This is a genomic window from Sinorhizobium sp. 7-81 (assembly GCF_030124405.1).
In the GTDB taxonomy this organism is placed as follows: Bacteria; Pseudomonadota; Alphaproteobacteria; order Rhizobiales; family Rhizobiaceae; genus Sinorhizobium; species Sinorhizobium psoraleae.
In genome coordinates, this window is the sequence record NZ_JASKLT010000002.1 from 188,368 (window position 1) to 211,824 (window position 23,457).

19 protein-coding genes and 4 pseudogenes are annotated in these 23,457 nt (G+C 62.9%); 7 read left to right on the forward strand and 16 right to left on the reverse strand.

The genetic code is table 11. The features are described from left to right. The first annotated feature begins 285 nt into the window (after positions 1-285). Positions 286-477 (forward strand): hypothetical protein, encoded by a 192-nt coding sequence (locus QN224_RS08215; RefSeq protein WP_246299673.1) that lies wholly within the window; start codon positions 286-288, stop codon positions 475-477. Between the two features lie 132 nt (positions 478-609). Here QN224_RS08215 and QN224_RS08220 read toward each other — a convergent pair whose 3' ends face one another. Further along, positions 610-909 (reverse strand): AzlD family protein, encoded by a 300-nt coding sequence (locus QN224_RS08220; protein ID WP_283976247.1) that lies wholly within the window; start codon positions 907-909, stop codon positions 610-612. Between the two features lie 35 nt (positions 910-944). After that, positions 945-1,592, reverse strand: a pseudogene (locus QN224_RS08225) (AzlC family ABC transporter permease). Positions 1,593-1,594: 2 nt separating this feature from the next. Here QN224_RS08225 and QN224_RS08230 point away from each other — a divergent pair. Next, positions 1,595-1,994 (forward strand): annotated as a pseudogene (locus QN224_RS08230) (Lrp/AsnC family transcriptional regulator). Between the two features lie 102 nt (positions 1,995-2,096). On the opposite strand, the gene QN224_RS08235 reads toward QN224_RS08230, so the two are convergent. The 3 genes from QN224_RS08235 to QN224_RS08245 all read right to left on the reverse strand — a co-directional run bounded on the left by QN224_RS08235 (position 2,097) and on the right by QN224_RS08245 (position 7,102). Further along, positions 2,097-2,738 (reverse strand): TetR family transcriptional regulator, encoded by a 642-nt coding sequence (locus tag QN224_RS08235; protein WP_283976248.1) that lies wholly within the window; start codon positions 2,736-2,738, stop codon positions 2,097-2,099. Positions 2,739-2,882: 144 nt separating this feature from the next. Continuing rightward, a complete protein-coding gene (locus QN224_RS08240; RefSeq protein WP_283976901.1) occupies positions 2,883-5,993 on the reverse strand; it encodes an efflux RND transporter permease subunit in 3,111 nt (1,036 codons plus the stop codon). Continuing rightward, the gene (locus QN224_RS08245; protein WP_283976249.1) at positions 5,993-7,102 is read right to left on the reverse strand and encodes an efflux RND transporter periplasmic adaptor subunit; all 1,110 of its coding nucleotides are present in this window, start codon (positions 7,100-7,102) and stop codon (positions 5,993-5,995) included. Before QN224_RS08245 ends, QN224_RS08240 begins: the two co-directional genes overlap by 1 nt. A gap of 98 nt (positions 7,103-7,200) precedes the next feature. Between QN224_RS08245 and QN224_RS08250 the strand changes: the two genes are divergently transcribed. From QN224_RS08250 to QN224_RS08260, 3 genes are all read left to right on the forward strand, one after another. Further along, on the forward strand, positions 7,201-7,788 hold the full coding sequence (locus tag QN224_RS08250; RefSeq protein ID WP_269286611.1) for a TetR/AcrR family transcriptional regulator: 588 nt from the start codon (positions 7,201-7,203) through the stop codon (positions 7,786-7,788). 79 nt (positions 7,789-7,867) lie between these two features. Next, a complete protein-coding gene (gene fabF, locus QN224_RS08255) occupies positions 7,868-9,172 on the forward strand; it encodes a beta-ketoacyl-ACP synthase II (protein ID WP_283976250.1) in 1,305 nt (434 codons plus the stop codon). 69 nt (positions 9,173-9,241) lie between these two features. Continuing rightward, positions 9,242-10,057: an oxidoreductase gene (locus QN224_RS08260; protein WP_173511715.1), complete on the forward strand. Its 816-nt coding sequence runs from the start codon at positions 9,242-9,244 to the stop codon at positions 10,055-10,057. Positions 10,058-10,117: 60 nt separating this feature from the next. On the opposite strand, the gene QN224_RS08265 is transcribed toward QN224_RS08260, so the two are convergent. The 4 genes and pseudogenes from QN224_RS08265 to QN224_RS08280 form a co-directional block, all read right to left on the reverse strand. Beyond that, positions 10,118-10,240, reverse strand: a complete 123-nt coding sequence (locus QN224_RS08265; protein ID WP_283976251.1) for a hypothetical protein — start codon at positions 10,238-10,240, stop codon at positions 10,118-10,120. A gap of 97 nt (positions 10,241-10,337) precedes the next feature. Further along, positions 10,338-10,432, reverse strand: a pseudogene (locus QN224_RS08270) (shikimate kinase); the annotation flags it as partial. A 30-nt stretch (positions 10,433-10,462) separates the two neighbouring features. Beyond that, positions 10,463-11,230, reverse strand: a complete 768-nt coding sequence (locus tag QN224_RS08275) for an SDR family oxidoreductase (protein WP_283976252.1) — start codon at positions 11,228-11,230, stop codon at positions 10,463-10,465. A gap of 55 nt (positions 11,231-11,285) precedes the next feature. Next, a pseudogene (locus tag QN224_RS08280) lies at positions 11,286-11,384 on the reverse strand (S-adenosylmethionine--2-demethylmenaquinone methyltransferase); the annotation flags it as partial. 233 nt (positions 11,385-11,617) lie between these two features. Here QN224_RS08280 and QN224_RS08285 point away from each other — a divergent pair. Next, on the forward strand, positions 11,618-12,289 hold the full coding sequence (locus QN224_RS08285) for a protein-L-isoaspartate(D-aspartate) O-methyltransferase (protein WP_283976253.1): 672 nt from the start codon (positions 11,618-11,620) through the stop codon (positions 12,287-12,289). Positions 12,290-12,462: 173 nt separating this feature from the next. Here QN224_RS08285 and QN224_RS08290 read toward each other — a convergent pair whose 3' ends face one another. Then, positions 12,463-13,386, reverse strand: a complete 924-nt coding sequence (locus tag QN224_RS08290; protein ID WP_283976254.1) for a LysR substrate-binding domain-containing protein — start codon at positions 13,384-13,386, stop codon at positions 12,463-12,465. Between the two features lie 175 nt (positions 13,387-13,561). Here QN224_RS08290 and katG point away from each other — a divergent pair, with 175 nt between their 5' ends. Continuing rightward, the gene (gene katG, locus QN224_RS08295; protein WP_283976255.1) at positions 13,562-15,736 is read left to right on the forward strand and encodes a catalase/peroxidase HPI; all 2,175 of its coding nucleotides are present in this window, start codon (positions 13,562-13,564) and stop codon (positions 15,734-15,736) included. Between the two features lie 478 nt (positions 15,737-16,214). On the opposite strand, the gene QN224_RS08300 is transcribed toward katG, so the two are convergent. The 6 genes from QN224_RS08300 to QN224_RS08325 form a co-directional block, all read right to left on the reverse strand. Continuing rightward, complete coding sequence (locus QN224_RS08300) at positions 16,215-17,825, reverse strand: GMC family oxidoreductase N-terminal domain-containing protein (protein ID WP_283976256.1); 1,611 nt, start codon at positions 17,823-17,825, stop codon at positions 16,215-16,217. Beyond that, on the reverse strand, positions 17,822-19,231 hold the full coding sequence (locus QN224_RS08305; RefSeq protein WP_283976902.1) for an FAD-binding oxidoreductase: 1,410 nt from the start codon (positions 19,229-19,231) through the stop codon (positions 17,822-17,824). The genes QN224_RS08300 and QN224_RS08305 overlap by 4 nt, the downstream gene beginning before the upstream one ends. Then, positions 19,231-20,046 carry a shikimate dehydrogenase gene (locus tag QN224_RS08310; protein ID WP_283976257.1) on the reverse strand — a complete coding sequence of 272 codons (816 nt, stop codon included), beginning with the start codon at positions 20,044-20,046 and terminating at the stop codon, positions 19,231-19,233. The genes QN224_RS08305 and QN224_RS08310 overlap by 1 nt, the downstream gene beginning before the upstream one ends. A gap of 138 nt (positions 20,047-20,184) precedes the next feature. Beyond that, complete coding sequence (fabG, locus tag QN224_RS08315) at positions 20,185-20,994, reverse strand: 3-oxoacyl-ACP reductase FabG (RefSeq protein ID WP_283976258.1); 810 nt, start codon at positions 20,992-20,994, stop codon at positions 20,185-20,187. A gap of 2 nt (positions 20,995-20,996) precedes the next feature. Further along, the gene (locus tag QN224_RS08320) at positions 20,997-21,701 is read right to left on the reverse strand and encodes an ABC transporter ATP-binding protein (RefSeq protein ID WP_283976259.1); all 705 of its coding nucleotides are present in this window, start codon (positions 21,699-21,701) and stop codon (positions 20,997-20,999) included. Beyond that, a complete protein-coding gene (locus QN224_RS08325) occupies positions 21,688-23,454 on the reverse strand; it encodes a branched-chain amino acid ABC transporter ATP-binding protein/permease (protein ID WP_283976903.1) in 1,767 nt (588 codons plus the stop codon). The genes QN224_RS08320 and QN224_RS08325 overlap by 14 nt, the downstream gene beginning before the upstream one ends. Between the last annotated feature and the right edge of the window lie 3 nt (positions 23,455-23,457).

Here is a 23,457-nt window from a genome sequence, read left to right on the forward strand (position 1 = left end):
GCCGAGTCTCCGGACACCGCTTATCCGACAAGACCACTCCCGCCTATGGAAACAGCGAATTTCACCTCCAGTTTCCGATGGGAGGGAACCCCGGCGTTGGCCCTGGGCCGCTCAGACGCCACCGCCCTCCAAGCGCCTTTTCTTCGACAGTCTTGGGTGGGAATCCGCGAGTGATCGCCCGTCGCTGGGAGGCAGCGCCAACCAATTAGAAGCACCTTAATTAAAAGCTTGCTCCATTAGACTTTAGTAGCATAGTCTGACGCCCATCGCTTTGGGAGGAGCACGATGGTTGAACGCGTAGAAGCCGAAAAACTTTCCAAGCAAACCGCCACGAAAGTGTGGTCAGTCCGCGAGTTCTGCCGACGGCAGCACTTGTGCCAGGAGGAAGAACGGCGCTTGACGCGGCTATTCGGCGGGTTCGCCACATCTAGCGAGCTGCTGCACAATGCGAAGCGCGCTCCCAGGTGGAGATATTGAGGGCCGGGGCGACGGGATCCCGCGTTCATCGCTGACGCGGGCTCGGTCGCAAATGAAGCTGCGCCCCGAAAGGCCAGGACGGCCATGGCAGGGTCAGCGGAGAACCTGCCAATTGCTGCTCTCGCCGGATCGTCACGCGATCATGCTCCGCAGAAGGCCGGCCGATGCAATCGCAATGACGACAGTCGGCAGGATGGACAGCCGTGTCGCCGCCGCCATGGTGACCCCGAGCGCCATCAGGTCGGCCGGATGACCAGTCACGAAGTCAGGGGCGATGATCGTGATCAGGACGCAGCCAGGCGCGCTCTCCAGCACCGTCGAGAGCTTCGGGCTGAGCGTACGGTTGCGCAGAAACACGTAGCCGCCGATGCGCGTCAGGTAAGTGACCAAAGCCATCAGCAGAATGGTCGTTAGGTTCATGGGATCGATCATGACGGTCTCGCAAGAACATAGGCGGCAAGGCCGCCCTACACCGCGCCTGCCGGCACATGCCAGGCCCCCGGCAGGACCAGATAGGTGGTCGCCGCGGCGACAAGGCTGACGAGCCATGGAAGGCTGCGGACGGTCCCTTCCACATTCCCGAAAGCATCACCAAAAAAACGGCCGGGAACGCCATATCGAAGCCATAGCGCGTCACGTCGCCGAGAACCGGGCCGACGAGCGCGCCGACCGCGGTGAAGACGATCCAGCATGTATAGAGGCCAAGCGCGACCGCCAGATAGTAGCCGAGCGACAGGCGCGCACCGGATTTCCAGGCGTCGGCAAGTCCCATCGCCCAGCTCTCGTCGCACATGAGGAAGAGGGCCGCCAAAGCCTTCCTCTTCGGCAAGTGCCGGATAAACGGCGCAAAGGCCGCTCCCATCAACAGATGACGGCTGTTGACCAGGAAGGTAATCGCCACGATCAGCAGCACGTGCGGCGGTGAACTCCACAGCTCGACCGGCGAATTCCGAGCCGCCGCCGAAATTCAGTCCAGTCAGCAGAGGCACCTCGACGGCGCTGAAGCCCTTCTGCGAGGCTTGCGAGCCTAGCACCGGCGCGAAAGGAACGAAGCCGAGCGCGACGGGCAGCACATCCCGTAAGCCGCGCCAGACTTCGCCGGTCCGCCACGCCATTGATGAACAACGTCGACCTGGCGGAGCGCGTCGGCCTGTCGCCATCGCCATGCCTGCGGCGCGTCCGGCTGCTCGAGGAAGCCGGCGTCATCCCGTTATGTGGCGCTCCTCGACCCTGCAAAGGTGGGGATGGGTTTGACCCTCTTCGTGCGTGTCTGGCTCACCGGTCAGGATGAGGAGACTGTAAATGTGTTTGTAGAGGCGGTCAGAAAGCTGCCCCAGATTGTGGAGTGCCATCTTATGGCGGGAGACAGCGACTTCCTGCTGCGCGTTATCGCTCCCGACCTCGAAGGATATCGGCGCTTCCAGATTGAGCACCTTGGCCGCATCAGGGGCGTCAGGAATATCAAGACAGAAATCCCTATGCAGAAGATCAAGCACTCGTGGGAAGTCCCGGTCTGATTGTGTTCAGACGGATCGTAGGCGTTAGCATGTCAAGGCTCCGAATGTCCGCTGGCTCTCTTCCGCTCCCCACCTATTGCGGGCGGTCGGCTTCATCCGGAATCACAGGCCTGAACAAGGGCAGCCCGCATTGCCAGACTTGCCGAGGGCTTTCAGGACAAAGCGAATCTGCTCGCGCAGGGCGACTTCGGTGTCTTCGCTGTGTAAAACGCAGTGCTCTATCAGACCCGGATGGACGAACGGCATAAAGGCCGTGTTGACGGCCCGCGCCGCTTCCGCGGCATCTTCGACCTCGAACGCGCCCGCCTCCATGCCCTCGCGGATGATCGCCTCAAAGATCGCTATCATCCTCTCGTCATGCGCCTTGATGGCGGCCCAGTTTTCCCGCACGGCGGCGGTAATCAGGTCATGGATGCGCTTTGCCTCAGTCGACTGCATCTTAGTGTGGCGGTGAACGGCAGTCAGGATCTGGTTGAGTTTCTCCAACGGCGACGCGCTCGTGCGTGCGATCGTAAGGGCCACGTCGGCGGCATCGTTCACAATCCGACCGCAGACGGATTCACGGATCGCATCCTTGGAAGAGAAGAAGCGGTAGATGTTCGCTCGGCTCATGCCGAGTTCGGAGGCGATGTCGGCCACCGATGTCTTGTGATGGCCGATGCGGCGGAAGTGTTCCTCCGCCACGTCCAGGATGCGCGCGCGCATCCTGTCGGTATCAGTCCCCGGCCGGACCGGATAATCCATGAAACGCCTCCAGATTGAATGAACGGATCGGCCGGGCCCGTCCCGGACGATCATCTGCAAGCGGTAAGATGGTGTGGCTCACCCGGCCACGCGTTGCCAAGGCCAGCGCGCGAGAACCTGAACCGTCTCCGCCCGACAAGGGCCCTACTCGGCAGCCATTGCTATTCGCAACTCCGGTTCCTCTATCGGCTCCTCATGGAGCTCATCTGCAGTCGGCTTGATGCGGAACCACGCCGCGTAGAGCGCCGGGAGGAAGAGCAGGATCAGCACCGTGCCGACCGCCGTGCCGCCGATCAGCGTATAGGCCATCGAACCCCAGAAGACGGAGTGCGTGAGTGGGATGAAGGCCAGCACGGCCGCAAGTGCGGTCAGGATCACGGGCCTTGTGCGTTGCACCGTGGCCTCGATAACGGCGTGATAGTCGTCGAGACCGGCAGCACGGTTCTCCTTGATCTGTTCGGTCAGGATCAGCGTATTGCGCATCAGGATGCCGGCCAGTCCTATCAGACCCAGAATGGCGTTGAACCCGAAGGGCTGGTTGAAGGTGAGCAACATCGGCACGACCCCGACAAGACCAAGCGGTGCCGTCAGCATGACCATGGCCATCGTCGAGAAGGATCGCACCTGCAGCATGATGACGATCAGCATCGCGGCAATCATCGCCGGGAAAACCTTGCCCAGCGCGGTATTGGCCTTGGCAGCCTCCTCGATCGATCCACCCAATTCGATGCGATAGCCGGCTGGAAGAGATGCGATTAGCGGCTGAAGGGCGGTCATGATCTGCTTGGAGACCTCCGGCGGCTGTGTGGCCTCGTTGATGTCCGAGCGGATCGTGATGACGGGCGTGCGATCGCGGCGCTTCAGGATCGGTTCTTCCAGACGGATTTCCGAACGACCGATCTGGTCGAGCGGAATCGGGCGGCCGTCGCGGCTCATCAAGGAGAAATCCGCCAGACGTGTCGGATCCAGTCGCTCGCCGCCGGCGCTGCGTGCCACGACGGGGACATTGCGGATGTCCTCGCGGACCTGCGTAACGGGGATGCCAGTGAGGAGGAACTGCAGTTGCTGAGCCGCCTCTGCCGGCGAGAGGCCGATGAGGTTCAGTCGCTCCTGATCGGGAATGAAGCGGAGAACAGGTGTGCGATTGCCCCAATCGCGATTGGCCTGTCGCACGTCCGGGACGCCGCGCATGATGTCGAGGGCCTTCTCGGAAATGCTGTACAATTGGGTCGGATCAGGTCCCATGACCCGAAACTCGACCGGGAACGGCGTGTACGGCCCGAACACAAGCTGCGTGACGCGCACATAGGCGGCAGGTGCAAGCCCCTGGGATATCGCGTCACGGAGGCGTTGCTTCAAGGCCTCGCGCGCCTCTGCGTCCGGGGTCAGCACGACGATCTTAGCGAAGGCAGGATCAGGCAATTCCGGCGCCATCGCGAAGAAGAAGCGGGGAGCGCCCTGACCGACATAGCTCGTGACGATCTTGGCCTCGGGCTGCTCGTCGAGCCAGTGCTCGAGCTTCTCGACCGTCGCGGTCGTCGTCTCGATGCTGGTGCCTTGCGGCAGGCGAACCTCCACCAGCACCTCCGGACGGTCGGATGTCGGGAAGAACTGCTGCTTGACCGCTCCCATGCCGCCCACGGAAAGCGCGAAGGCGATGCCGACGATGGCGCAGGTCAGAAATCTGTGGCGCACGGCAAAGGTGATGAGCCGTCGCAGACGCCGATAGTTCGGCGTGTTGTAAATCGCGTGGTGACCGCCCTCGATCGGTTTGATCGCGGGCAGCATCTTGACGCCGAGATAGGGCGTAAAGACCACCGCAACGATCCAGGAGACGATGAGGGCGAACCCCACCACCCAAAAGATGTTGCCGGCGTACTCGCCCGCCGTCGAGCGCGCAAAGCCCACCGGCAGGAAGCCGGCGACCGTCACGAGTGTTCCCGACAGCATCGGCGCCGCAGTGTGGCTCCACGCATAGGCCGCCGCCTTGATGCGGTCCATGCCCTCTTCCATCTTCACCACCATCACCTCGATGGCGATGATGGCGTCGTCTACGAGAAGGCCGAGCGCCAGGATGAGGGCGCCGAGCGTGATGCGGTCGAAGAACCGGCCCGTTTCCAGCATGATGAGGAAGACGACCGCAAGCGTCAGCGGAACGGCGGCCGCTACGACGATGCCGACGCGCCAGCCAAGACTGAGCAGGCTCACCACCAGCACCACGCCGAGCGCCATCGCGAACTTCATCATGAACTCGTCGACCGCCGAGGTGATGTTGACGGCCTGGTCGGTCACCTTGTCGAGCGTCATGCCGAGCGGCAGTGCCGATGCGATCGCTGCAGTCCTGTCCTCGAGCGCCTTGCCGAGCGCGAGACCGTCCCCGCCCTCCTGCATGACAGCCGCGAGCATGATGGTCGGCTCACCTTGGCGCCGGATCAGGTAGGTGGGAGGATCCTGGTAGCCGCGGCGGACCTCGGCGATGTCGGAGAGCTTGAGCGTCCGCCCCGCAGCGGCGATCGGCGTGTCGGCGATCGCCTCGACACTGTCATAAGCGCCGTCGACCCGGATGAAGACCTGCGGCCCCTTTGTGTCGATCGAGCCTGCCGGCGTAACGGTGTTCTGCCGCTGCAGGGCGGCAACGACATCCTGTGCCGAGACGCCGAGGGTTGCCAGTTTGGCATAGGAAAACTCGATGAAGATCTGTTCGGGACGTTCACCGAGGATATTGATCTTCTTGACGCCGGGCACGTGCAGGAGGTCCTGCCGGATCACCTCGGCCTGCCTGGCCAGCTCACGCATCGGCATGCCCTTGGCCTTTAGCGCATAAAGGGCAAAGCTCACGTCCGAATATTCGTCGTTGACGAAGGGGCCGAAGACGCCGGACGGCAGGTTGCGGGCTTCATCCCCGAGCTTCTTGCGCGCTTGGTAGAACTCCTCCTGCACGGCTGATGGCGGCGTGCTGTCCTTCAACGTGACCGTCATATAGGCATAGCCTGGCCGTGTGGTCGTCTCCACCCGGTCGTACCAGGTAAGCTCCTGAAGCCGCTTCTCCAGCGGTTCGGCGACGAGATCCTGCATCTCCCGCGCCGTCGCACCGGGCCATGCCGTGGTCACCGTCATGGTCTTGATAGTGAAGTTCGGATCCTCCGCCCGTCCGAGCATGAGGAAGGCGTAGGCGCCGGCGGCGACCAGCAGGAGGATGAAGAACAGGGTGACGGCGCGCTCGCGAACGGCGATCGCGGAAAGATTGAGGTTCATCATCTGTTGTTCCCTTCGGGCGCAGTTCTGACGCGAGCGCCTTCCTGCAGGAGATGAGCGCCGAGCGAAACGATCGGATCGCCAGAGTTCAATCCGGAGATCATGGCGGTTTCGCTGGTCACGCGAACAAGCTTGACCGGCCGGAAGTGTACGGTCGAGGTGGCGCTATCGACCACCCAAACGCCAGTCCTCTCGCCGTCGTCGAGCACGGCTCCGAGCGGCACCGTGATTTCCGGTTGCGTCGCCTGGCTAGCAATCCGGATAGTGACCGTAGCGCCAAGAGGTGCCGCCGCAGCCTCGCCGTCAAGCACATAGCGAGCTTCGTATGTACGGGTCTGGACATCGGCGGAGTCCGATAACTGCCGCAGACGTGCCGTGGAGGGTCGGCCATCGCGGCCGTACAGGGCGGCCTCGGCTGCCGAGCCGATTGCCGGCCGAAGCGTCTCGGGAAGGGCGACCACCGCCTCACGGGGGCCGGCATGGGCAAGTCTAACCACCGGCTGACCGGCGGCGACAACCTGCCCCGGCTCGGCAAGCGTTTCGGTTACCGTTCCATCCGCGCCCGCCAGCAGGACAGAGTAGGTCGCCTCGTTCTCTGCGACCTTCGCTTCCGCTTCCGCGGCGGCAAGCTGTGCCGTGGCGGTATCGAGCGCTGCCTTCGCCTGCTCGTATCGCTGCGGCGTTGCCGCCAGTCCATTCTTCACCAGAACAGCGTAGCGCTTCTCGTCGGCACGCGCCTGAACCAGAACAGCGCGCGCTGCAGCGACGGCGTTGCGCCTGGCCGTGAGCGCAAGTTGCAGATCGGTTTCATCGATCCGCAGCAGCTCCTGGCCCGCTTTCACCTGTTCACCGACGTCCACAAGGCGCTGAGTGATCTTGCCTGGCACGCGAAAACCGAGATTGCTCTCGACCCGCGCGGCGATGATACCTGTAAAGGCCCGCTCGGCGCTTTCTGATCTCGCCGCCTGCACCACCCTTACAAGTGGCGACGCGACGCGGGGATCTGCGGCCTCCGTGTCCCGTGCTGGCGTTTCGAAGACGAACGCAAACGCCGCGCCCCCGACTGCAGCCGCAAGGCCGATCGATGTGAGAAGAAATTTGCGCTTCATTTCAGATGACCCTTGTTGACGGGCGCTGCCTCTATTAGATTGCGATCTAAATCTATCCGTGGTATAGATGTCAAGTGAAATCTAATCGGAGGTCGATCATGAGAGTTAGCCGCGCACAGGCGGAGGCAAATCGCGAAGCGGTCATCAATGCAGCGAGCCGGCTTTTTCGAGAACGCGGCTTTGATGGCATCGGGCTCAAGGATCTGATGAAGGGAGCCGGCCTGACCCAGGGCGGATTCTACAAGCAGTTCGAATCCAAGGACGATCTTGCGGCGCAGGCATCGAAGCGGGCGATGGAGCACGCAACGCGCCGATGGTCGGACGTTGCTGCCGCCAGCCCTGATCCCCTTGAGGCCGTTATCGAGCTCTACCTGTCGACGGGACATCGCGAAGAGAAGAGCGACGGTTGTCCATTGGTGGCGCTCGGCGCTGACGCGGCTCGCCAAAGCGAGGAGGTGCGAGCCTCATTCCAGGACGGAATTCAAGCGCATCTTCAAATCCTCGCGAAATTGATGCCGGCGACGGGAGGTCCAGAAACCTCTGGCAAAGCCATGGCGATGCTGTCGCTCATGGTGGGCGCCGTGACGATCTCTCGCATCCTGAATGATCAAGAGATGTCGGAGCGGTTTCTCAACGTAGCTGCCGACGAAGTTCGGCGGATTGCGGTCTCCGCCGGGGAAGCATGACGCCATCCCCGCCACCCCGTAGCGCCGTTATCCCTGTAGCCGCGCAGACGGATCCAACAAAATGACAACTGGAGAGCACATGCGCCGTATCGTTATCACAGGCATGGGAGCAGTCAGTCCGCTCGGAGCCAATGTGGCGACGTCCTGGTCTCGGCTCTTGTCTGGTTGTTCGGGAATCCGGCGGCTTTCGGACGGCGTCGTCGGCGACCTGCCGGCGAAGATCGGCGGGACGGTTCCCTCCCTGGAAGAAGACCCCGAAGCTGGCTTCGATCCGAATACCGTCTTTGCTCCAAAGGACCAGCGCAAGGTCGACCGTTTTATTCTCTTCGCGTTGGCGGCGGCGGAAGAGGCGCTAGCTCAGGCGGAATGGAAGCCGACCTCCGAAGACGACCGTGCCCGCACCGCCACGATCATCGCGTCGGGCATCGGCGGGTTCCCCGCCATAACTGAAGCGGTGCGAACGGTCGATCAGCGCGGTGCCCGACGGCTTTCACCCTTCACGGTGCCGTCCTTTCTGGTGAACCTGGCAGCTGGACAAATCTCCATCCGCTACGGCTTCAAAGGTCCGCTCGGCGCGCCGGTGACGGCGTGCGCGGCCGGCATTCAGGCGATTGGCGATGCGGCTCGTCTTATCCGCGCCAATGAAGCCGACATCGCGGTGTGCGGCGGAACGGAAGCATGCATGAATATTGTCAGCCTCGGCGGTTTTGCCGCGGCACGCTCTCTTTCGACGGGGTTCAATGACATACCTGATCAGGCCTCGCGTCCCTTCGACATGTTGCGTGACGGCTTCGTCATGGGTGAAGGCGCCGGCATCCTGGTCATCGAGGCATTGAGCCACGCGCTTGCGCGCGGTGCAAAACCCCTCGCCGAGCTCGTCGGCTACGGCACGACAGCCGACGCCCACCACGTCACTTCCGGTCCCGAGGACGGCGGCGGTGCGCGCCGGGCCATGGAGATCGCGATTGCCCAGGCCAGAATTTCGCCGCGAGAGATCCGCCACCTCAATGCGCACGCAACCTCCACGGCAGTCGGCGACCTGGGGGAAATCGCGGCAATCAAAAGGGTGTTCGGTGCAGAGTTCGGCGTAGCCGTCAGCGCAACGAAGTCGGCGACCGGACACCTGCTCGGAGCTGCCGGCGGGCTTGAAGCCATCTTTACGATTCTTGCGCTTAGGGATCAGGTGGCTCCGCCCACTCTCAACTTGGACGCTCCCGATCCGGCCGGCGACGGGATTGACTTCGTCGCAAATCAGGCCCGGCCCGCGGAGATGGACTACGCGATCTCCAACGGTTTCGGCTTCGGAGGTGTCAACGCCAGCGCCGTGTTCCGACGTTGGACGGACAAATTGGTCGGCGCCGGAATGCCCGTGGCTGAAGCTTAGCGGGCAGCATGAACGAGAGCGCTTGCGTCATTTGCAACCGAAATCAGCACAAAGAAGGAAGTGGTTTCCATGAACAAAGCCAATCTTGGCGTCGCCCTGGTAACTGGGGCATCGACCGGCATCGGGCGCGCAACGGCGAGAGCCCTTCAGCGCGCGGGCTTTCGGGTCTTCGGAACCAGCCGCCGTGCGGCCGCAGAAGGATCCGACGGCGTCACCATGTTGAGCTGTGACGTGACCGATGACGCATCCGTGGCGAAACTGATCGAGGAGGTGCTAGCCGAGACAGGGCGTATTGACCTGCTCGTCAACAATGCCGGCATTGGACTGCTCGGCGGCGCAGAGGAGTCCTCAACTGCCCAGGCTCAGGCACTGTTCGACGTGAACGTCTTCGGCGTTCTTCGCGTCACCAACGCGGTGTTGCCAACAATGCGGAGTCAAGGCAAGGGCAGGATCATCAACATGAGTTCCATTCTGGGGCTGATCCCGTCGCCCTACAATGCTCTCTATGCATCGACCAAACATGCCGTCGAAGGCTATTCCGAATCGCTCGATCACGAACTGCGCACATTCGGAATTCGGGTGGCGCTCGTCGAGCCCGGCTATACCCGCACCGCCTTCGAGGAAAACATAACCAGGCCCGATCGTTCGCTTGCTGTCTACGATGCGGTGCGCGCTGACATGGAAGTCCAGATGCGCGAGAGCGTCGAAAAAGGCGACGACCCTGAGATTGTGGCAGAGACGGTTGTCAAAGCGGCTACGGCCAAGGCGCCGAGAAGACGTTACACCGCGGGCAAACTGGCCGGCCAAGTTCGCTTGCTGCGCCGTTTCGTCCCCGAATCCGCTTTCGACAAGAGCTTGCGGAAACAGACCGGTCTGCCGGTCTGATGTCGACAATATGCGATTTGCGCGAGGCAAGACAGTCGAACTACAGCGCCGCGCGTCTTATCAGACGTGGGCCAGCCGAGCGACCTGCTCAAGCGGTTCTGGAAGTCTAAGAGCCCTGGAGGCGAACATGACCTTAAGCTCCGGGACGTTGTTCAGAGGCTTTGTCGCCTCGCTCATCTTCATGACCGCCTCCATGCTCGCCCCCTTATTTCAACGCGACGGCTGCCTTCTGTAAGACGGACTCGATGCAGGAATGCCCTTCGCATCTTGTCGACTTGGTCGCAGGATGCAGGCTATCGCGTTCCACGAACGGCAATCGAGATAACCGGCGAGCCGCTCCCCGACCGAGCTTTTGCCGCAGCCGGATACGCCCATCACCACGATCGGGTCGAAGGCGCCCTCCGCCTAGAGGCTGGTCGTGATGCCGCCGTCGACATAGAGCGTGCGTCCGTTGACGAAGGAGGAAGCCTTGGCCGCCAGGAAGACCGCCGCGCCGACCAGTTCCTCGACATTGCCCCAGCGGCCGGCCGGCGTGCGGTTCTCCAGCCAGGACGAGAACTCGGTGCTGTCGACCAGCGCCTGATTGAGCGGTGTCTTGAAATAGCCGGGCGCGATCGCATTGATCTGAAGGCCGTATCGCGCCCAATCCGTACACATGCCGCGCGTCAGGTTCTTCACCGCCCCCTTGGTCGCCGTATAGGGCGCGATGCCGGGACGGGCGAGTTCACTCTGCACCGAAGCGATGTTGATGATCTTGCCCCGCCCTCGCCCGATCATGTGGCGGGCAACCGCCTGGCCGACATAAAAGACGCTGGAGATATTGGTCTTCAGCAACTGTTCCCAGCGATCGGCGGGAAAGTCTTCGAGCGGGGTGCGGAACTGCATGCCGGCATTGTTGATCAGGATATCGATCGGTCCGATATCCTTCTCGATTGCATTCACCCCCCGCCCAACGGCAGCATGGTCGGTCACGTCGAAGTCGGAAACGGACACCTCGTGTCCGGCGCCTCGCAGCGATTGGGCTGCATTCTCAAGCTTGTCGCGGTCGCGGCCGTTGAGAATGATGGCCGCACCGTGCTCGGCCAGACCGCGTGCGAGCGCATAGCCAATGCCCTGGGACGATCCCGTCACCAACGCGCGGGAACCGGAAAGATCAAATAGAGGGAAGGTCATGAAACCTCCTTGCGAGGATAGAATGGAAACACCACACGGCAGCAAGCCCGGCTCGGATGTCTATGATCAGCCCTTTGGCCTTCAAAACCGATTCCAGCTTGCTGACGTCGATCACCGACTTACCCGGTTTATGGGCTTCGATATAGCCGGCCTCTCCTCGGGCCCGGGATGGGCTCCATCGGCATGATGATGCAGCGGTAAGTTCAGCAAGTGGCGCAGAGCGGTCGCCAGATGATTCGCGTGGACGGTCGGCTCCCGCCCTCTGAGATGTTGAGGCGCCGGCTCATTGAGGCCATCGTTCAGCTTTTGATCTTGCTATCGTCTATCCGTGGCCGTTTAATGTTGAAAGGCCGCTGGCGGCAAACTGGCGGAGGAGAGCCCGCGCTCATGAAGCCAATGACCGAAAAGCACCTCGCGGTTCTGCGCAGGCATATGGTCGATGTCATCGAAATCCAAACCGACCTTGCAAGCGAAGAACTCGGCAAGGCGGCGCTCGACGAGCGGGTGTTGGCAGCGATGCGGCAGGTGCCGCGGCATCTCTTCGTACCTGCCGCGGTTGCACCTTTTGCCTACGAGGACATGCCGCTGCCGATCGGCTTCGATAAGACCCTGTCGCAGCCCTTCATCGTCGCTCTGATGACTGATCTCCTTGCACCCCAACCGCATGAGTCCGTGCTCGAGGTCGGCACCGGGCTTGGCTACCAAGCCGCAATCCTCGCCGAACTCGCCGGCCAAATTTGGAGCGTCGAAATCATCGAGGAGTTCGCAAGCCATGCCGAGGCCCTCCTGCAGCGCCTCGGCATGTCAAATGTGGGCATTCGTATCGGCGACGGGTCTCGCGGCTGGCCTGAGCGCGCCCCATTCGACAAGATCCTGGTCACGGCAGCGGCTGAGGAGCCGCCGCCGGCTTTGCTTGAGCAGCTCAAGCCGATGGGCCGTCTGGTTCTTCCTGTGGGCTCGGAAGAACAGTTGCTGACTGTCATAGACAAGGATTCGGCAGGACAACTCGAGGCCCGCCAACTCATCCCGGTTCGATTCAGCCAGCTTGAGGCGGTCTAGTGCGCGTGCGTTCGGCGCGCTTAGCTCCATCAAATTCACGAAGCTGTTGAGTTTACGCTTGCATAAACAGCAAGCAGGGTGACCCCAATAACGTACCAAGCAACAAAGTGCCCTTGGCGATCTAAGCTGACGCCACCTGAGACATCGCTCTCTCCGGTCCCTGCTCAGGCAACTCAACTGCGCAGTAGATCCTGCATTTGACCTTGTTTTTGCAACCCGACTTCGCGAACGATCTCGGCGAACCGGGTGAACTGTGAAGACAGGGGATTCGTCTTCCGCCACACCATTCCTATGGTCCGAGAAGGACGCGGATTGGCCAAGCGAGACATGCACACTCTGGAGGATAGCGTCTCCGTGTAAACCGCCATCTGCGGAACGAGAGTGACGCCGATGCCGGCACCCACCATCTGGACAAGAGTGGAAAGAGAGCTCCCCTCCATCAACTCGCGTGTCGGCAAGGCCGCGACATTGCAGAAGGAAAGGGCCTGATCCCTGAAGCAGTGGCCCTCCTCAAGAAGCAGCAGCTTCATCTCGTGAAGTTTGTCGGAACTGGGCACCGGTTTGCCCGCATCTTCCAGTGGACGCACCAACACGAATTCCTCATCGAAGAGCGGGACCTCTTCCAGCGCAGGTTCGGAAACCGGCAGTGCGACGATCGCCGCGTCGAGCCGGGCCTCCAAGAGGTCTTCGATCAGCTTCTGAGTGATTGCCTCGCGCGGCCTGGGTTCCAGACCGGGGTAGCGCTGGGTTAGCGTCTTTATGATGTCGGGAAGAAGATAGGGCGCGACCGTAGGAATAACGCCGATGCGAAGGCGGCCGGCGAGCGGACCATGCGCCGCGCGTGCCAGGTCCTGTAGTTCGTCAACTGAGCGCAGTATCGAGCGAACCCTTCCTGCGAACTCCTCGCCAAGGCCTGTGAGACGAATTTTCCGGCCCCCTCTTTCCACCAAGGGAGCACCGATCAAGTCTTCCAGTTCCCTTATCTGCACGGACAACGCCGGCTGGGAAATTGCGCATGCCTCAGCCGCCCGTCCGAAGTGGCCCAATCTCGCGAGGGCGTCGAAATAGCGCAGGTGTTTCATGGACAACCCAATCATAACCTCAGCATATGGGAGCCTTTAGAATATACAATTGGAATTTATCGTCAGGCTTGGCTACTGCATCGGTACTGCTAGTGGGTCTTGATGGTTATCGCCGCCTTCGAAAGCGGGCACTCCATGGGCCACCTTCAGTCGCTCCTTTCTGTCTAGGCAACCCCATCGGAGAGCAAATATGGACGCAAAGACGAAACCGGCCGGCAAGTGTCCGGTGATGCACGGCGGTAATACTGCCCTTGGCAAATCTGTCATGGAGTGGTGGCCCACCGCACTGAATCTCGACATTCTGCACCAACACGACACCAAGACCAATCCGCTGGGCAAGGAGTTCGACTATCGGGAAGAGCTCAAGAAGCTGGACGTGGAAGCGCTGAAGGCCGACCTGCGTGCGCTCATGACGGATAGTCAGGATTGGTGGCCGGCGGATTGGGGCAGCTATGTCGGCATGATGGCTCGTGTCACTTGGCATGCGGCGGGGTCCTACCGCACCTCTGACGGCCGCGGCGGCGCCAACACCGGCAACCAGCGTTTCGCGCCGCTCAATTCGTGGCCCGACAACGTCAACACCGACAAGGGCCGCCGACTGCTTTGGCCGATCAAGAAGAAGTACGGCAACAAGATTTCCTGGGCCGACCTGATCGCGCTCGCCGGCACGATCGCCTATGAGGTTGCTGGTCTCAAGACGTTCGGCTTCGCCTTTGGCCGCGAGGACATCTGGCATCCGGAAAAGGATACCTACTGGGGTGACGAGAAGGAGTGGCTCGCGCCGAGCGACGGCCGCTATGGCGACGTCTCCAAGCCTGAGACGCTCGACAACCCACTTGCCGCCGTACAGATGGGTCTCATCTACGTCAATCCCGAAGGCGTCAACGGGAAGTCGGATCCGCTGGCAACCGCCGCGCAAATGCGCGAGACTTTTGCTCGTATGGGTATGAACGACGAAGAAACCGTGGCGCTCACTGCTGGCGGCCATACGATCGGCAAGACCCACGGTAACGGCAACCCGCTCGATCTCAGCCCCGATCCGGAGGCTGCGGGCCCGGAACTCCAGGGCCTGGGCTGGATGAATACGAAGGGCCGCGGCATCGGCCGCGACACGGTTGTTTCGGGCCTCGAAGGCGCTTGGACCACCGAACCGACCAAGTGGGACAATGGCTTCTTCAAGATGCTGTTCGAACACGATTGGCATCTGGTGAAGAGCCCGGCCGGCGCGACCCAATGGGAGCCGGTCTCGATTGCCGAACAGGACAGGCCGGTTGACGTGGAAGATCCTTCGATCCGCCACAACCCGATGATGACTGACGCGGACATGGCGCTGAAGGTGGACCCGATCTACCGCGAGATCTCCCTGCGCTTCATGAACGATTTCGAAGCATTCTCGGACGCTTTCGCCCGCGCCTGGTTCAAGCTCACACACCGCGACATGGGTCCGAAGACCCGCTATCTCGGTCCCGACGCGCCCACCGAAGATCTCATCTGGCAGGATCCGGTTCCCGCCGGACGCAAGGACTACGACGTCAACGCCGTCAAGGCAAAGATCGCGGCCTCCGGTCTTTCGGTTTCGGATCTGGTCACGACCGCGTGGGACAGCGCCCGCACCTACCGTGGTTCGGATTTCCGTGGCGGTGCAAACGGTGCGCGCATCCGCTTGGCTCCCCAGAAGAACTGGGAAGGCAATGAACCGGCGCGTCTGGCCCGTGTTATCTCGGTGCTCGAGCCGATCGCCGCAGAGTCCGGCGCCAGCCTCGCCGACGTGATCGTGCTGGCAGGCAATTACGGTGTGGAGCAGGCAGCGAAGGCTGCTGGCTTTGAAATCGAGGTGCCCTTCGCCCCGGGTCGTGGCGATGCGACTGCCGATGAGACCGATGCGGCAAGCTTTGCGCCGCTGGAACCGCTCGCCGACGGTTTCCGCAACTGGCTGAAGAAGGACTATGTGGTCAGCCCCGAGGAATTGCTGCTCGACCGCGCCCAGCTCATGGGCCTCACTGCGCCGGAAATGACGGCGCTGGTCGGTGGCATGCGGGTGATCGGCACGAACCATGGTGGAACGGCGCACGGCGTCTTCACGGATCGCGCCGGCGCGCTGACGACAGACTTCTTCATCACGCTGACCGACATGGCCTATTCCTGGGTGCCGGCCGGCAATAATCTCTACGAGATTCGCGACCGCAAGACCGGAACGACCAGATTTACCGCCACGCGCGTGGACCTCGTCTTCGGCTCGAACTCCATCCTGCGGGCCTATGCCGAAGTCTATGCCCAGGACGACAACAAGGAGAAGTTCGTCAAGGACTTCGTCGCCGCCTGGACGACGGTCATGAACGCGGATCGTTTCGATCTGTCTGAATAAGGTTCCCTCGGAATCTCATCATCCAATGGCCCATCTCCGGGTTTTCCCGGGGGTGGGTCACTTGTTTTCCCCCCGAGGCCGTTCGGAACGATTTGCCTGATCACCCGCCATCTGCCTGTCGCCGCGCTTCGATGGTGCCTTCCCCGCACGTTCCCGCGCATGGGCATCCGGACCGGCCACTATGGTGCCGGGTTTCTTGCTGTCCCGGCGTTCACCTTCCTTGCGATCAGGACGTCGACCCTCTTTGGCCATGATGTACACCCTCCTTTTTGAACTATAACCTCAACGGCGCTCGCCGTGCCTTGTTCCGTAAATGTCATCGGTGTTGAGGATGAAAAAGTCCTTGGTGCCGTTCCGCTCTGTCGGGAACTCTGCCACGCCCTGCCCTGCGAGATCGCTCGAGACGGCGTGACTCACCCGTACGGTGACCCCGCAACGACGGGCGCACGCAGTTGGCCGTGACGCCGTCGACGCCGACCTATCTTGCAGCGTCAGCCAGGATCATGTCCGCCGCCTTTTCCGCGATCATGAAGACGGCCGCCTGGGTGTTTCCGGATACCATCTTTGGCATGATCGAGGCGTCAGCGATGCGTAGGCCTTCAATGCCGCGCAGCTTCAGCGTCGGGTCCGCCACGGCTTTCTCGTCCATTCCCATCCGGCATGTGCCGCAGATGTGGTAAATCGTCTGGCCATTGGAACGGGCGAAATCCAGCCAATCCGCATCCGTGCGGCAATCAGGCCCGGGGCTTGTTTCCATATCGCGGAAGGCATCCATCGGCGCCTGTTCGACGATATGGCGGGCAATCTTCATGCCTTCCACCATGACGCGGCGGTCCTCTTCCTCCGCGAGGAAATTGGGCCGGATCGAGGGGGCCGCAAGCGGGTCCGGGGAAACCGCATGGATGGTTCCGCGCGACTGCGGCCGCAACTGCGTCACCCCGATGGTCATGCCGGGCTTGCGGTCCAGCACGCGCTCGGCGGCGTTCGCATAGCTTGCATGCATGAAGAAGTACTGAACATCCGGGCCTTCCAGCCCTTCGCGGGTCCGCACGAAACCATGAACGAGGCCGGTACCAAGCGTGAGTATGCCGCGACGGGTGGCAGCATATTGCGCAACGGCCATTGCCAGCTTCACCCCGCGCGTCTGCTCGTTAAGCGTGACCGGCTGCTTCACCCGCCAGTTCATGCGGGTGCAGAAGTGATCGATGTAGTTTTCCCCGACCCCCGGGAGAGCATGAGCCACCGCGAGGCCAAGGTTCTGCAGAATGGCCGGGTTGCCGATGCCGGAAAGTTCCAGCAATTGCGGCGTCTGCGCCGCACCCGCCGCAAGAATGACCTCCGCCCTCGCCTTGAAACGGAGCTTCGCATCGCCGATACGCGCGGTGACCCCGGTTGCCCGCTTTCCATCGAGATCGACGGAAAGGACATGCGCCCCGGTCCGGACGCTGAGGTTCAGGCGCTTCATTGCCGGCTTCAGATAGGCTTCGGCGGCACTGACGCGGCGGCCGCCGCGCTGGTTCACCTGATAGTAGCCGAAGCCATCCTGGCTCTTGCCGTTGTAGTCGGAATTGCGCACGTAACCGGCCTCTTCGGCAGCCCTGATGAAGGCCTCGCCGATTTCCGGGTGGAGTGCGACTGTGCTGAGCGGCAAGAGACCTCCATGCGCCCGCAGATCGTTTGCGGGGCCGTCATAATCTTCGATGCGCCGGAAGAAGGGCAGGACATCGTCGAAACTCCAGCCGCGGCAGCCTGCCTGGGCCCAGCCGTCATAATCCCGGGGCTGGCCGCGCACGTAGATCATGCCGTTGATCAGCGTCGAGCCGCCGAGGCCCTTGCCGCGCGGCACGGCGATGACGCGGTTCTTCGTCGCCTCTTCCGGTTCGGACTTGAAGCGCCAATTGTAGGTCGGATCGACCAGCAGCTTGGAGAAGCCGGCGGGGATACCGATCCACGGGCTACGACCGACGCCGCCGGCTTCGAGGAGAAGCACGCTGTGGCGGCCGGATTCCGTCAGGCGGTTGGCGAGTACGCAGCCGGCGTTGCCGCCGCCGACGATGATGTAGTCGAAGGTTTCCGCCGCAGCCTTCACGCCGCACCTCCTTTGGCCGGCGCGGACAGCACCTTTCCGGGATTGAAGAGACCAGCGGGGTCGATTGCCTGTTTTATGGCGCGGGCAAGCGCCTGTTCAGCGACCGCCTTCGTGCGCTGCCACTCGCCCACGCGATATTTGCCGAGCCCATGTTCGGCCGAGATCGAACCGCGGTGGCGAACGACTGCATCATGAACCGCGCGATTGACCGCGGCCGGATCGTCCTCGGGTCCCAGCAGCACGTTGTAGTGGAGGTTGCCATCGCCGAGATGCCCGAAAACGTTGAGCCGCGCCGCGCGCGAGACGGCGGCCACCGCGGCACGTGCGTCCGCGAGATAAGCAGGCATGGCGGTGAGCGGCACCGAGATGTCGTGCTTCAGGCCGCGGCCCTCCCGCGCCTCTGCCTCCGTCACGTGTTCACGCAGCGCCCACAGCGATTGCGCCTGCTGATTGCTCGCGGCCACGACGCCGTCAAGGGCGAACTCCGCCTCGAAAGCGGCGGCAAACAGCGCTTCCATCGCCGCCTCGAGCCCGGTCAGGCTAGACGTTGCTTCGATCAGCAGGAACCACTCGCCGGCGGCGATCGGACTTTTCAGGCCGGCGTGCCTCTCGACCAGCGCGATCGATTCCCCCGAGATGAGCTCGAAGGCGGAAAGCGCATCGCCGATCTCGCTCTGGGCCTTGGCGTAGAGCGCGATCGCCGTTTCCACGTCGGCTACGGAGAGCAGCGCGGTGACGCTGTGGCGCGGCGCCGGCACGAGCCGCAGGACGGCGGCCGTGACGATGCCGAGCGTTCCTTCGGCGCCGATGAAGAGCTGCTTCCAGTCGTAGCCCGCATTATCCTTCCGCAGGTGCCGGAGGCCGTCGACGATCGAACCGTCGGCAAGCACGACCTCGAGCCCGAGCACCAGCGCGCGCGTCATCCCGTAGCGCAGCACGTTGACGCCGCCGGCATTGGTGGAGACGATGCCGCCGATCGTCGCCGATCCTTCGGCCGCGAGGCTGACGGGCAGCATCCGCCCCTTTTTCGTGGCCTCCTCCTTGACGGACTGCAGGATCGCACCTGCCTCGACCTCCACGGTCATGCCGACCGGGTCCAGGCTGCGGATCTTGCTCAGGCGATTGAGCGACAGCAGCACCTGCGACGAACTGGCGTCGGGCGTCGCTCCACCGGCGAGCCCCGTGTTGCCGCCCTGCGGCACGATCGATGCGCCGTGCTTGCGGCAGGCGGTGACGACCTTCGCCACTTCGCCGGTGTTGCCCGGACGCACGACGCAGAGAGGGCTCCCGACGAAGCTCCGCTTCCAGTCGACGGCATAGGGTTCAATGTTGCCCGGCGCCGTCAGCACGGCTGCGGGCCCGCAGATCGTCCGCAGTTGATCGAGAAGCGCGTCCTTGCCGGCCATCACGCGATCGCCCCCATGTGCTTCGCCATGAGTTCGATCTGGCATTGCAGCATCGGCAGGCCGCGCTGGATGCGGCACCCGATCGCCTCTGCGGCCTTCAGAAGCGGCGTCATCACCGGGTCCATGATCGCGTCGGCGACGACCTGACTGGCAGAGAGCCTGGAAAAATCGAGAGGCGGCGCGTCGGCCTCCTTCATGCCGAGCGATGTGCCATTGACGACGAGATCGTGGTCGGCCACCGAAGCGGCATCGGTCGAGAGCGAGAGGCCGGGATGCGCCTGCCGCAGCCGCCCCACAAGAGCCTCGGCCTTGTCGATGGTGCGATTGGCGATCGTGAGGTGGCTGACACCGGCATCGGCCAGCGCAAACGCGATCGCGCAGGCCGCACCCCCGGCACCGGCCACGTAGGCGCGTTTGCCCTCCGGCTCGAAGCCGGTTACCGTCCGAAGCGCCACGACGAAGCCGATGCCGTCGAGCATCGTCCCCACCATGCGGCCGTCCGCCTCGCGCCGGACGCAATTGACCGCGCCGATGTTGCGGGCCTCTCCGGTCACCCCGTCGCAGAGCCCGAGCATGGCTGGCTTGTGCGGCACGGTCGCAATGAAACCGCCGAAATTCTCGATCGCCTTCAGGCCGGACACCAGCGTCTCCAGCCCTTCAGGCTTGACATGGAAGGGGATCAGCACCGCGTCGACGCCATGACGGGCAAAGACCTCGGCCATGACTTCCGGCGTCTTCACGTGATGGATCGGATCAGCAAGAATACCGTAGATGCGGGTCTTGCCCGTAATCCGGTGGTCGGGTGCATCCGTCATGGCCTGCTCCGTGTCGCTCGGGCGTTGGAAGGATTCGTCGGGCGCCAGGCATTGGACGCCGAACGCCGTTGTGCGGCGATTACGTTCGGGAACGACATTCTGTGGTCTCGTCTGCTGGGGTGGGCTCGGAGCCTTGCCTTACGTCATATAAAGGCCGCCGGCGACGTCGATCGTCTGCCCGGTGACGAAGCTTGATTCCGCCGAGGTCAGATAAACGGCGGCATCCGCCACCTCCTCCGGCTGACCCAGCCTGCCCATTGGCGTCAGCTTCACCTGCTCGTCGTTGATCTCGCGCGCGACGCCGCGCACCATCGGCGTCTCGATGCGGCCGGGCGCCAGCGCATTGACGCGGATGCCATAGGGGCCGAGTTCGGCTGCAAGGTGCTTGGTGAAACCGATCAGCGCGGATTTCGTCGCCGCGTAGTGGCAGGCGACGATCGGCGAATAGGTCTTGCCCGCCACCGACGACATGTTGACGATCCAGCCGCGTTCGGCCTTGCGCATCGATGGCGTGAGAGCGCGGATCGTATTGAACGGGCCGGAGAGGTTGACGGCAACCACGCGGTTCCATTCCGTGGGATCCATCTCCCAGACCCTATGCGCCACCCCGTCGTGCTTCGGCGAAATGCCGGCATTGTTGACGACGGTGTCGAAGGCATCGCCCATGGTTCTCGCCGCATCGGCAAGCCCTGCTTCGACCGCGTCGTAGTCTGCAACATCGAGAAGAAGTGGCAGGCCCTCACCGTGACCATCGGCCTTGATGAGCGCCACGGTCTCGGCGATGTCGTCCGCGTTCATGTCAGCGACGCCGACGGTCGCGCCGCGGGCGGCAAAGCCGAGCGCGATCGCCCGTCCGATGCCGCGACCGCCACCGGTGACGAGCACGCGGCGGCCGGCATGGCTCGGACGGTACGAGATGGAGCGAGGGTTTTCTTCTCTTACAGGCATCATCAAATTCCCAAATAGGCTTGACGGACGTGATCGTTCGTAAGCAGCGCATCGGAGCTGTCCGAAAGGACGATCTCGCCGTTTTCTAGGACATAGCCGCGGTCGGCGGCCTTGAGCGTATGGAAGACGTTCTGCTCGACGATCAGCACCGTGGCACCCGTCTTGACGATCGTATCGATGACGTCGAAGACCTGCTGCACGACGATCGGCGCAAGACCCAATGACGGCTCATCGAACATCAGCAGTCTCGGCCGCGCCATCATGCCCCTTGCGATCGCCACCATCTGCTGTTCGCCCCCGGAAAGAGAACCGGCGCTCTGGTTCAGCCTCTCCCGCACGCGGGGAAAGAGCGACAGCACGTGGTCGAGCGTATCCTTCTGTTTCGCGCGCGCTTCCGCGCGATAGGCGCCCATCAGCAGGTTTTCATGCACGGTCATGTCCGCAAAGAGTTGCCTGCCTTCCGGGATGAGCGTGATACCGAGATCGACGACCTCATGCGCGGGAAGCCTGGTGATATCCTGCCCCTCGAAGGTGATACGTCCCGCGGTGGGCTTGATCAGGCCGGCGATGGTGCGCAGTGTCGTCGTCTTGCCGGCGCCGTTGGCTCCGACGATGGTTACGACCTCGCCCGCCTGAACGTCGAGCGAGACGTCGTGCAAGATGGTTGTCGCGCCGTATCCGGCGTGAATGCCTTCAAGCCTGAGCATGGGTGAATTCCTTTCCGAGATAGGCCTCGATCACCTGCGGATCGCGCACGACATTCTGGGGCTTGCCCTCGGCGATGATCTGGCCGGAGTTCAGCACCACCACACGATCCGACAGCGACATCACCGCTTGCATCACGTGTTCGATGGCGATGATCGAGACGCCGCTGTCACGAATGGAGAGCATGAGGTCGATGGCGCGGCGGACGTCGGTCTGGTTGATGCCAGCCATGACCTCGTCGAGGAGCAGGATTCGTGGCTTCATGGCCATGACGCGGGCGACTTCCAGCCGCTTCAGTCCGCCGATGGTGAGCCCCCTCGCCTCGGAGTGGAGCCAGGGAGCGAGACCCATGCGGAATGCTGTCTCGCGCGCCGCCTCGCGGGCGTCGTTGACGTCGCGGTGGCGGTGGAAGGCGCCGACCATGATGTTTTCTTCGACCGTCATCGCCGCGAATGGCTGGACGATCTGGAAGGTTCGGCCGACGCCGATCGCAGCGAAATCCCCCGGCGTCAGCGGCGCCTGCCAGGAGCCGTCCTCGGCCCGAACCCTGACCGAGCCGCTGTCCGGCTTGAGGAAGCCAGAAAGCATGTTGAAGACGGTGGTCTTGCCGGCGCCGTTCGGGCCGATCAGGCCGAGGATCTCGCCTTCCTTCAGCGAGAAACTCACGTCATTGGTGACGTGCAGGCCGGCGAAGTGCTTGTCCAGATGCTCCGCGACCAGGATGTCGTTGCCGATCGGCGGACGCTCGGCGACGCGAGGGGCTGCGGCAACCGGAGCCGACTGGCTTCCACGCTCCGGTGCGGCGCTGCCGAAGTAACGCGCGAGGATGCCCATCAGGCCGTTCGGCATGAAGAGCACGACAAGAACCAGCACGACGCCGTAGACGAAGCCGTGCAGGCCGAGCGCCTGGGCGCCGAGCCAGCCGCGGGCGAGTTCGGAGAGTGGCACGAGGAACAAGGCGCCGACAAGTGGTCCGACGACGGTACCGAGACCGCCGATGAGCGCGAACATCGCGATCTGGATCGACATGGTGAGCGAGAACATCGCCGCCGGTTCGATGAACGTGAGGTACATGGCGTGGAACGTGCCGATGAAAGCGGTGAGCGCGGCCGAGGCCGAGACCGCGATCAGGCGCACCTTGACGGTGTTCACGCCGGCGGCCTGGGCAGCGCTCTGGCGCTCGCGGGTGGCGACCAGGTAGAAACCCAGGCGGTGCGAACGGATCCACCAGGCGACGGCGAGCGCCACGACCAGCATGCCGAAGGCGATGAGAAGCGCCGGCGTGCGGTCGCGGAAGACCATCCACTCCCAGCCGAATTTCAGCGGGATCATCAGACCCGTGGCGCCGCCGGTGAACTCCCGGAAGTGCAGCGCGAGCACGCGGAATACCTCGAGGAACGCGATCGTCGCCAGCGAGAAGAACGGACCGCGCAGGCGGAAGCAGGGATAACTGATCGCAACGGCGACGACGACGGACACCGCCGCACCGGCGAACATCCCGAGCCAGGGGGAGATACCCATGTTCATCAGCATCACGCCGGCATAGGCCCCGATGCCATAGAAGATCGCGTGACCGAGCGAGAGCTGCCCGGCAAAGCCGCCGACGATGTTCCAGGCAGTCGAAAGGCCGGCGAAGATGAAGATGGTGATGAAGATGTGCGAGATGAACTGGTCGCCGATCGCAATCGGAGCCGCCAGCAGCGCCAGCAAGAGCGCGCCGAGTGCCGCAGCCTTCTTCAGCGGAAACGGGTTCATGCG

Bases quoted from the DNA above. Each gene is read 5' to 3' on its own strand.
- QN224_RS08215 (WP_246299673.1), top strand. From the start codon at position 286: ATGGTTGAACGCGTAGAAGCCGAAAAACTTTCCAAGCAAACCGCCACG.
- QN224_RS08220 (WP_283976247.1), bottom strand. From the start codon at position 909: ATGATCGATCCCATGAACCTAACGACCATTCTGCTGATGGCTTTGGTC.
- QN224_RS08235 (WP_283976248.1), bottom strand. From the start codon at position 2,738: ATGGATTATCCGGTCCGGCCGGGGACTGATACCGACAGGATGCGCGCG.
- QN224_RS08240 (WP_283976901.1), bottom strand. From the start codon at position 5,993: ATGAACCTCAATCTTTCCGCGATCGCCGTTCGCGAGCGCGCCGTCACC.
- QN224_RS08245 (WP_283976249.1), bottom strand. From the start codon at position 7,102: ATGAAGCGCAAATTTCTTCTCACATCGATCGGCCTTGCGGCTGCAGTC.
- QN224_RS08250 (WP_269286611.1), top strand. From the start codon at position 7,201: ATGAGAGTTAGCCGCGCACAGGCGGAGGCAAATCGCGAAGCGGTCATC.
- fabF (WP_283976250.1), top strand. From the start codon at position 7,868: ATGCGCCGTATCGTTATCACAGGCATGGGAGCAGTCAGTCCGCTCGGA.
- QN224_RS08260 (WP_173511715.1), top strand. From the start codon at position 9,242: ATGAACAAAGCCAATCTTGGCGTCGCCCTGGTAACTGGGGCATCGACC.
- QN224_RS08265 (WP_283976251.1), bottom strand. From the start codon at position 10,240: ATGAAGATGAGCGAGGCGACAAAGCCTCTGAACAACGTCCCGGAGCTT.
- QN224_RS08275 (WP_283976252.1), bottom strand. From the start codon at position 11,230: ATGACCTTCCCTCTATTTGATCTTTCCGGTTCCCGCGCGTTGGTGACG.
- QN224_RS08285 (WP_283976253.1), top strand. From the start codon at position 11,618: ATGAAGCCAATGACCGAAAAGCACCTCGCGGTTCTGCGCAGGCATATG.
- QN224_RS08290 (WP_283976254.1), bottom strand. From the start codon at position 13,386: ATGATTGGGTTGTCCATGAAACACCTGCGCTATTTCGACGCCCTCGCG.
- katG (WP_283976255.1), top strand. From the start codon at position 13,562: ATGGACGCAAAGACGAAACCGGCCGGCAAGTGTCCGGTGATGCACGGC.
- QN224_RS08305 (WP_283976902.1), bottom strand. From the start codon at position 19,231: ATGGCCGGCAAGGACGCGCTTCTCGATCAACTGCGGACGATCTGCGGG.
- QN224_RS08310 (WP_283976257.1), bottom strand. From the start codon at position 20,046: ATGACGGATGCACCCGACCACCGGATTACGGGCAAGACCCGCATCTAC.
- fabG (WP_283976258.1), bottom strand. From the start codon at position 20,994: ATGCCTGTAAGAGAAGAAAACCCTCGCTCCATCTCGTACCGTCCGAGC.
- QN224_RS08320 (WP_283976259.1), bottom strand. From the start codon at position 21,701: ATGCTCAGGCTTGAAGGCATTCACGCCGGATACGGCGCGACAACCATC.
- QN224_RS08325 (WP_283976903.1), bottom strand. From the start codon at position 23,454: ATGAACCCGTTTCCGCTGAAGAAGGCTGCGGCACTCGGCGCGCTCTTG.